This window comes from Rivularia sp. UHCC 0363 (assembly GCF_034931125.1).
In the GTDB taxonomy this organism is placed as follows: Bacteria; Cyanobacteriota; Cyanobacteriia; order Cyanobacteriales; family Nostocaceae; genus Rivularia.
In genome coordinates, this window is sequence record NZ_JAYGHM010000043.1 from 58,764 (window position 1) to 67,605 (window position 8,842).

Below are 8,842 nucleotides of genomic sequence, written 5' to 3' on the forward strand. Positions count from 1 at the left end.
CTACCTGTTGTTGATGGGGGAGTCCCACCACCTGTTGATGGATTAACAATTGATGTACCTTCGGGTACTTTGATATACAGCTTTACTAAAGGAGAGTCGTCTTTAATTTTGAAGGGTTCAGATCTGGGAAGACCCGGCTGGTCGGACTTATAATCGAATACATTCGGACTATCACCACCATTGCGATCGCTATATCGTGGGCCTTGTCCTGTAAGCTCAAAAGTACCTTGATATTGCGTTCCCGTTTCGGGGTCAGTGAGGGTGCCGGTATAAAAAGCTCTTTTGACTCCAAATTCATCTTGAACTACTGCTTTAATTCTGGCATCTGGGATTTGACCATCATAATTAAACGTAGTCATTTCACCGTCTGACAACACCGGAGATTCGATCACCGCATCAAGAGAGGTAACGGGAATACCTTTAAAATTAACGTGGTAATTCATGCTGCCATCAGCCAGGACTTTCACATTAACGTATTCTGACTTATAAACTTGGACTAAATTAGGATTTTTCTTAGTACCTGCATTGCGATAATAAGCACCACTTTCATCAGTATCTACACGGGTAATAACTTTGTTGTAGTTGGGATTAAAAGAAGGAAGTATCAGAGTTCCGGATATTGTCCCAGTGCTTTGAACGGTCAGCGGTGAAGTCGTAACTTGTTGAGCAAAAGCGCTTGGTGTAGCTAAACTAATAATGGTTGCAGCTAAACTACTGCTAAGAATGGCTGTAAAACCTAATTTACGGTATTCAATCTGTTGCATATTAAAAGTGTTTTTTTAAAGATTGTTTTTTTAAATTATCAGGCTCGTTGAAAAAAATAGTTGCAAGTAAATACAACTAACTCTATTGATTACATTTACACCAACGTCAAATTAAAACCGGAAGGTGGCTCTTAACGCTCCTACTATTAAAGGGTCATTGCTTTGATTATGGTCGGGGTTGAAAACTACGAAAAATCCGGGAGTTAAAGCGATATTTTGATTTAACTGAGCGCGATAAAACATTTCTACGTGCAAAGATGTAGCATCGCGTCCCCCTGGTGTTCCGTTGTCAGAAAAATTGGGAAAGTTGAATCCGTCGGGTAAGCTACTAGATGTAATTTTGGGGGGTTGTCCGATCAAAATTCCTCCCAAATTACCGCGTCGTCCTAAATTGGGAAAAGCTGCAAATACCGCCCAGTTATTAGTTTCTACGCTTCCTTGAATATCTTGCGGATTGGAAAAAGTCCAGCCTCCCCAACCTCCTAACTGCAAATTAGGATTGATGCGCCATGCAACGGTAGCACCAATAGCTTGAGTATCAAAGCTCGTAGTCGGTGCGAAAGGAGAAGTTAGCTGAGCGTCACCAACACCAGTTGCTAATAAACCATCGGGAGAGCGGGAATAAAGATAATTCAAGCCAACGTCGATATCGTTAACAGGTGTCAGTGTCAGTTGAGTTCCAAGGGTTTGTCTCCCACCGAAAAGTCCCCCAACGCTTTTATCTGCTGCAAAACTAGGAAATTGAGCGCTGTAAACTCCTTGTAAACTCATGCGATCGTTAATTTGCCAATCAAAACCGATACCACCCGTACCGCTACCAATTCCTAAAATTGGGTTGCGTTGAGCAAAAGCAGAAATTGCTCCTTCTCCAGAACCTTCTAAGGGATTGATTCCGCGAAATGTGCTGGTAGGATTAACACCTGCTGCACCAACCACAACCCCTAAGCGATCGGAAATGGGGAAACGATAAGATAAATCATTGATAAATACATCATTATTTGTGTCCGATTCAAAACCCAAACGACCCATATTGGTAAACAACGACGATGCAGAAGAACCTAAATTTCCTGCATACAAACCAGTTAACAGCAAATCTCTTCCCGTAAATGAACTTGCTAACGTAATTTGCATACTGTTAGCGAAAGTTAGGTTTGTTTGTGCGGTACGTTCGGGTACTCCATCTCTAGGAAATAAATCTACTTCGTTTTTATTGCTTCCTTGGAAACTAGTAGTAACTTGTCCAAAAAATCTCGTGGTCGGGGAAAATTGATTTGCTTTTAATTCGCTGCTTTTTTCTTCTAAAGAAACAATCCGTTTTTGCAATTGATTTAATTCTGCACGAAACTCATTTTGCAACCTTTGTAGAATAACTAAATCTTGTTCGTCAATAGCAGTCGCTTTACTAGCAATCAATTCGTTGATTTTTTGTAAACAAGCATCGATTCCAGTAGCAAATTGATCGCGATTGATAGCTTTATTGCCTTGAAAAGTATTATTAGAATATCCCAGAGCGCAATTATGACGGCTTGCTAGAGATTGTAAAGCATCGTAAGCCCAGTCAGTTGGACTTACATCGTCAAGCTCTGATACTGATGTAACTTGCGACATCGGATTTTCTGATTCTGTGGATTTAGAAATATCTTGTTTTTTCAATTCTTGACTATCTTCCATTTCAAATTGAGCAAAGCTGGGAATTTCCTGCTCTAAATTAGATTGCGGGGAAGATACTGATTCCGAAACAAAGGTTTTTATAGAAGACGGTGAATCTTGTTTGTGTTCTTGGTGTTTATTTTCAGATACTTGTTGAGTCAAAGTAAAAGAATCTTTAAACTGAATCTTATCTCGACTTTTTTTCAGTATATTTTGATGCTTTGTTTCCGCTTCTGGGAGTGGAATTACAGTTTGAGGAGATTGTAAAACAGATGAAGTTTCGGTTTGATCCGATTTACCCGTTTGTAAAGTATTCCCTATTTGAGGTTGTTCGCTTAAATCGTTGGTTAGTTTTGAATTATCGGACTCAACAAACTCTGGTGGAGCGATTTGTACCGATGGAGCAGCTTCTATTTTTTGATTCTGCCGTGATTGTTGCTGTGTATTTGATTGTGGCAGTTCTTCAGGTAACTCAGGTACAGTAAGTTGTCCCTTTGTTAACACGCTTGCCATCAGTAGACTGATATCCGGCATTGTATCTCGCTTTACTAACACCAATATTCCCTTTCACAGAAATAATGGGTTAACTTCAGGAATCTTTTTCAATAAAAAGTCATAAAAAGCACCAATTTATGTGAATATACTTAAAGCGCGAGACTTTTCAGCTTGTAGGTTGGGTTAGACACGAGCAGGCAACTTTTGTTTATAAGGCGAATTATAATTATCGTGTCGTAACCCAACATTGCTATTTTCCGTTAAATTGGGATATTTAAGAATACCCCGGAAAGAATTTGTTGGGTTACAGCGCTCTTGTTAATTTCTTGTTGAGTATTATTACTCTTCGTGCGCCGTGAAGCCAACCTACGAACTATTTTCCGTTAAATTGGGATATTTAAGAATACCCCGGAAAGAATTTGTTGGGTTACAGCGCTCTTGTTAATTTCTTGTTTAGTATCATTACTCTTCGTGCGCCGTGAACCCAACCTACGAACTACGAACTGAGAGACTGATAATTGATCGTTGATAATTAATTATTCCGCTTTATTGCAGTACTTATTCAAATCAGAAGCTAAGGTATCAGATTTTTTAGCAGTATCTGAAACTTGATTGAGGTGCGTTTCTATATCTTTTTGAGCTTTTCTAACTTTTTCCCTACCAGCTAACGAGACTTCAGCGGTTTTCGCTGAACCAAGCGCAACAGCAGCGGATTTGATATTTTTGCTAAAAGTTTCAAAGTGTTTGACAGATTGGTTTTTGAAATCTTCAATTTTAAGGTCTTGGAAGTTTTGTCGATCCATTTTTTTGGTAACATCTTCCAAATCCTTTGCTAAACCCAAGCTTAATGTAACTTGGGAGCCTTTATTTTTTTCAATTAGAGAAGTTCCCTCATTTACGACTTTAATTAGTCGCTGACACTGAGCTTGCTTGCTTTCGTTACAGCCTGTAATTAGCAAAGCCATGCTCAGATTCACAATAACAATTACCTTATATTTATTCAAATTAAACATTAATAGCCTACTTTGAGCAGTACCGAAATCATAGTATCCGAAGATTCGGTAATTTTGTTAAGTGTTCCACAAATTTGCTATTTCAATCAAATTTCCGTCAATGTCGCGTAAATAGATCGATGCGATCGCGACTCTGTAGCTCCCGTCTTCATTACGGGATCTTCTACAATCTCTAATACCTAAATCTTGCACCAATTACAATTCGACTGATAAATTGCTCCATACTGATTAAAAAAATACTTAATCAGCTTTCTATTGCTTATTCCCTATTTAATAAAAGGGCATCTTACATGATGCCTCTATAGCTTTATTAACTAAATTGATAGTTAATCACAGATAAATATTTTATTACTTACGCTGATGCATTTGCTCAATTATATAATCTTCAAGTTCTCGCTTCTCTCTACTGCTAGCATTTCGCTGATAGGTTCTTTTTGTTTCTTGAATAAATTTACGTTTAGAACTCGCAGAAGCACTAGTTTTCATTCCCGATTTTTGCATTTCTTTTTGTAATTCATCCCAAGTTTTCTCAGCCATTGCTTCTCCAACTTGCACCAATGCTTGCGGTAACAATCTCTGCGCTTCTTTGCGAAAATCTTCATCCGTATCAAGTGAAGCAAAATCAACATTTTTCAGGTCGATTTCAATATCGTCAAATTTATTCATCCAAGATTTTCTCCAATTGTATTCTTACTATCTGAGCCAAGTGTCCCTCGAATTGTATTCCTTATCCACTACTGACAATTCCGGCATGACTTGTTAAAGATTATCACCAACCTACTGGTAAACCCAAATTTTCCAAAGTCTCATTATCTTGTAAAAGTGACTGAATGTCGCTGTCTAGGTGTATGCGACCCCCTGAAATAACCAAAGCGCGTTCAGTAACTTTACTTAACCAATTTAGGTCATGGGAAGCAACTAATATTACCTTCACTGGTAAATTTAACAATACTTTGGCTAAATTACGTCGCCATGCGGGGTCAAGTCCATTGGTTGGCTCATCCAAAATCAATATATCAGGCTTTAAAGCCAAAATCGATGCCAAGGCTGCAAGTCTTCTTTGTCCCCCAGAAAGTTCGTGTGCGGAACGTTTTGCATAAGCTTCTAAGCCAAAGTCCATTAACAACTGTCGCGCTATGTCTATTGCTTCTGGTACTGGTACACCGTAATTAAGAGGACCAAAAGTAACATCTTCTAATATTGTGGGCATAAATAATTGGTCGTTAGCATCTTGAAATGCAAACCCAATATAACGCCGCACTTCTGCTAAAGTTTTCGGTTCTAATGGAATATCGTTAATTATAACTTTGCCTTTTGATGGCTGTTTTAAACCAATTAAATTCTCTAACAACGTGCTTTTTCCAGAACCAGTCGGGCCCATTAATGCAACTCTTTCTCCTACATTTAATGTAAATGAAATTTCATGCAAAACTGGTTCTTGATTAGGATAAGCATAGGCAAGATTTTGAACTACAATTGGTTTTTGCATGGTTAATTTTTAGTTTTAAATAATAAGTGAACAAATATCGCATAATATTTTACATATTGAAAGACGTTGCATTCGATCGCTTTAACGCGGGGGTAGCAACGTCTAGTAAAAATCAATTTATTAAGTATAAATTGGTGATTAGAAGAATTGGTAAGAAGCTACGGTCAAACTGCAAGCTAAAATACCCATTGCTAACAAAGCAAAACGCTCTTTTATTCTCGGTGTGGAATCTACTGGTAGCATTCCGTTGTAGCCGCGAGCGATCATTGCGGCGTAAACTCGTTCGGCGCGGTCAAGACTGCGGAGATACAAAGCCCCAATCATCGCAGCATTGGCATAGCGCACCCATCCACTCGCACCGTTCAAACCGCGAAGTTTCGCACTACGCTGCATTTGAGTTACTTCTCCAAGCAAAATTTCTAAGTATTGTCCGGCTAATAACAAAGTCTCTTTAAAAGCCCCTGGAAGAGGTAAACCTTTGAGGGCAATGCCGAAACTATGAGGTGGTAAAGTCAATAAAAAGCTATTCATCGTTAACAAACAGATCAAAGAACGAACCAACAAAAAACTTGCTCGTTCCCAACCTAAAGGTAAGGCTAGAAATGATAAAAATATCAGTTCTAAACCTAATAAACCTGTTAATTTACGAACTGGTACGCGCGATGAAACAGCCCAACAAACCGCAATGATTGCATAAGCACCCAGCCAATACCAAGAATTTAATTTCAGAAAAGCTGCCCCAATTACAATTATTAAAGATAACTGCAATCGTAAAGTTAGAGAAAGTTTATGCATTTTTCGGTTTCACTACTTGGGCAATACCCCATGCAACTGCAAAGCAAACGATGCTTCCAACAATTCCAGCAATACTCGTACCGATACCTTCATTATTATTAAATGTGTAGTCTGCAAAAGGTGTTGGGATTGAAATCCGGACTTTTTCCCCCAAGCCAATAAACCCCGAATCTTCAGCAACTTTTTCCAAACCATCGGGCCAAGCTGAAGCAAATAAAGATAGCAATCCAGCAATTAAAAGAATACCTACTACCGGAACAACCCAGCTGCGAATCTGCTCTTGCTCATTCCCCGGCAACAAATCCGGTCTAGCCTTGATTAAATAAGTCAGTACACTTCCAGTAATTAAACCTTCGCCAACACCAATTAGAATGTGTACCCCTGCCATTGCCGGTAAAACTACAGCTAAATTTGCGGTACCCGAAATTGCTAACTCAATGGAAGCTGTAACTGCGGCAACTATTACACTTATTGCTGCTGCAATCCCCGCAGCTAACGGCAAACGACTTTTTGAACCTCCAAATAATCGATGCAAAGTCTGGGTTAAACTCCAACCGACCCAAACCCCAACGAATCCCATGTTAAAAATGTTCGCTCCCAAGGCTGTAATTCCACCATCCGCAAACAGTACAGCCTGAATAATTAATACAGTAGCAAGACACAAAGCACCCGCCCAAGGGCTACCTAATACTATTGCCGCTAAAGCTCCACCTAATAAGTGACCGCTAGTTCCACCCGCTACAGGGAAGTTAATCATTTGTGCGGCAAAAATAAAAGCGGTAGTTAAACCTAATACCGGAGCGCGACGTACTCCAAAAGCATCTTTTGAGCGAACTAAAGCTATACCCAGTCCAGCCACACTCGCTATGGTAGTAGCCGCAGCTACCGGAACGGAAACAAAGCCATCAGGAATATGCATAGTGAAGAGAAATTCTTTATGGTACTACAAAAACTGTAAAAATCATACTTAGCTTATTAATATAAAACATAATTTTTATGTCGAATACAATCCCCTACGGGGGCATTTTTTGTGGTTATCGCGTATGTTTTATATCAATTTAAGATCTGAAAATATACTTTTTTTGAAAATATCTTTTTTGATGAATTACAAAGAATAAAATACTACTAATTTATGACCCTTAGAGACAAAATTGTAATATAAACTACTGTCTAAACATCAGTATAATATGATGGATTATTAGCTTTATGACTTTTATTTAGAAAATAATTAAAATTCTGTAATAGGGAAGGGAAAACAGAAAAAAGGGTAGGTCAGTATAGGAATATTTAAAAAATTAAATACTACTGGATTTGGGAATAAGAATTAAATAATCTGGTTTTTCAACACCTGGGATTTTATAAGTACTAATACTTAAGCAAAAGTCACGAAAAACGAATAATCCAGATATCTTTATAAATAATTGACAATATATCCTAATTAATCTATACTCAATTTTTGATAATACTTGAAAATATTTATCAATTAAGTAGCTTAAGTAATAGCAAAATCATGCACAATCGCTTTGTTCTCAACAAAGATAAAATTTGGAGTCGCCGTCAATTTCTGAAGCTGGGATTGGTTGGGGCTGGTGCATCGAGTGCAGGATTACTTTGGCTTTCACTAACTCAAAGCAAATCGCGAATAAAAATACCACCAATCGATGACGAGATACCTGCCGATCGCCAGAACCCGATGAAGGTATTAAGGAATTTTGATTACGGCACAATTAAGCAAGAAAACGGTCGTAAAATTAGAGAATTCCGCATAACTGCCACAAATGAGACGATTGATTTAAATAGCGCCGTTTCTTTCAATGTTTGGACTTATAACGGACAAGTACCGGGACCAACACTCCGAGCTAAAGTTGGCGATCGCGTCCGAATTATTTTCTTGAATAAAGGGGGACATTCGCATTCAATGCATTTTCACGGTACCCATCCGGCTACTTCGGATGGAGTTCGTCCGGTAACGAATGGGAAGGAGACAATTTACGAATTTGACGCGGAACCCTACGGAGTCCAACTTTACCACTGTCATATAGAACCCGTAACTCGTCACATTAGTAAGGGTTTGTACGGGATGTTTATCATAGATCCGCCCCAACCTCGTCCTCCAGCAGACGAAATGGTGTTGATTATGGCTGGATATGACATTAATGGTGACGACAAGAACGAACTATATGCTTTCAATGGCATACCTGAATACTATATGGATCATCCGATCCGAATCTATCAAAATCAGTTGGTGCGGCTGTATGTGCTGAATCTGATTGAGTTTGATGTTGCCGCGACATTTCACCTCCATGCCAACTTTTTCCAGGTTTATCCTACGGGAATGACTTTAAAACCTACTCACGAAACTGATGTCATCACTATGGGAACTGCGGAACGGCATATTTTGGAATTTTCCTACAAATATCCCGGTAAATATATGTTTCATCCCCATCAAGACATATTTGCAGAACATGGCTGCATGGGTAATTTTGAAGTCATCGAGAGAAGCCGTTCGTGAAAGATTCCGAGATTTTCGTTCTTCCCAAACCTTCCTTAAAGAGGGCTTATAGATGTGAACTACCTACACTGACCTAACGGTACAGTGTAGGCTTCCCAATTCATTGGGGATTGCCTCAACCAAC

At 38.9% G+C, this 8,842-nt stretch carries 9 protein-coding genes; 2 read left to right on the forward strand and 7 right to left on the reverse strand.

Translation table 11 applies throughout. From position 1 onward, the window contains the following. A partial coding sequence (locus VB797_RS22380) for a hypothetical protein (RefSeq protein ID WP_323239947.1) occupies nucleotides 1-764 on the reverse strand: 764 nt, incomplete at its 3' end. Nucleotides 765-875: 111 nt separating this feature from the next. Beyond that, entirely contained in the window at nucleotides 876-2,435 is a 1,560-nt protein-coding gene (locus VB797_RS22385) for an iron uptake porin (RefSeq protein WP_416350898.1), read from the reverse strand. Nucleotides 2,436-2,757: 322 nt separating this feature from the next. On the opposite strand from VB797_RS22385, the gene VB797_RS35045 reads away from it, so the two are divergent. Further along, nucleotides 2,758-2,835 carry a hypothetical protein gene (locus VB797_RS35045; RefSeq protein ID WP_416350899.1) on the forward strand — a complete coding sequence of 26 codons (78 nt, stop codon included), beginning with the start codon at nucleotides 2,758-2,760 and terminating at the stop codon, nucleotides 2,833-2,835. 610 nt (nucleotides 2,836-3,445) lie between these two features. Here VB797_RS35045 and VB797_RS22390 read toward each other — a convergent pair. From VB797_RS22390 to VB797_RS22410, 5 genes are all read right to left on the reverse strand, one after another. Beyond that, nucleotides 3,446-3,874, reverse strand: a complete 429-nt coding sequence (locus VB797_RS22390; RefSeq protein WP_323239949.1) for a hypothetical protein — start codon at nucleotides 3,872-3,874, stop codon at nucleotides 3,446-3,448. A gap of 396 nt (nucleotides 3,875-4,270) precedes the next feature. After that, entirely contained in the window at nucleotides 4,271-4,588 is a 318-nt protein-coding gene (locus tag VB797_RS22395; protein WP_323239950.1) for a hypothetical protein, read from the reverse strand. Nucleotides 4,589-4,691: 103 nt separating this feature from the next. Next, nucleotides 4,692-5,411, reverse strand: a complete 720-nt coding sequence (locus VB797_RS22400; protein WP_323239951.1) for an energy-coupling factor ABC transporter ATP-binding protein — start codon at nucleotides 5,409-5,411, stop codon at nucleotides 4,692-4,694. Between the two features lie 138 nt (nucleotides 5,412-5,549). Beyond that, nucleotides 5,550-6,206, reverse strand: coding sequence for an energy-coupling factor transporter transmembrane protein EcfT (locus VB797_RS22405; protein ID WP_323239952.1), 657 nt, complete (start codon nucleotides 6,204-6,206; stop codon nucleotides 5,550-5,552). After that, on the reverse strand, nucleotides 6,199-7,125 hold the full coding sequence (locus VB797_RS22410) for an energy-coupling factor ABC transporter permease (protein WP_323239953.1): 927 nt from the start codon (nucleotides 7,123-7,125) through the stop codon (nucleotides 6,199-6,201). The genes VB797_RS22405 and VB797_RS22410 overlap by 8 nt, the downstream gene beginning before the upstream one ends. Before the next feature lie 591 nt (nucleotides 7,126-7,716). Between VB797_RS22410 and VB797_RS22415 the strand changes: the two genes are divergently transcribed. Next, nucleotides 7,717-8,718 carry a multicopper oxidase domain-containing protein gene (locus tag VB797_RS22415; protein WP_323239954.1) on the forward strand — a complete coding sequence of 334 codons (1,002 nt, stop codon included), beginning with the start codon at nucleotides 7,717-7,719 and terminating at the stop codon, nucleotides 8,716-8,718. Nucleotides 8,719-8,842 lie beyond the last annotated feature (124 nt).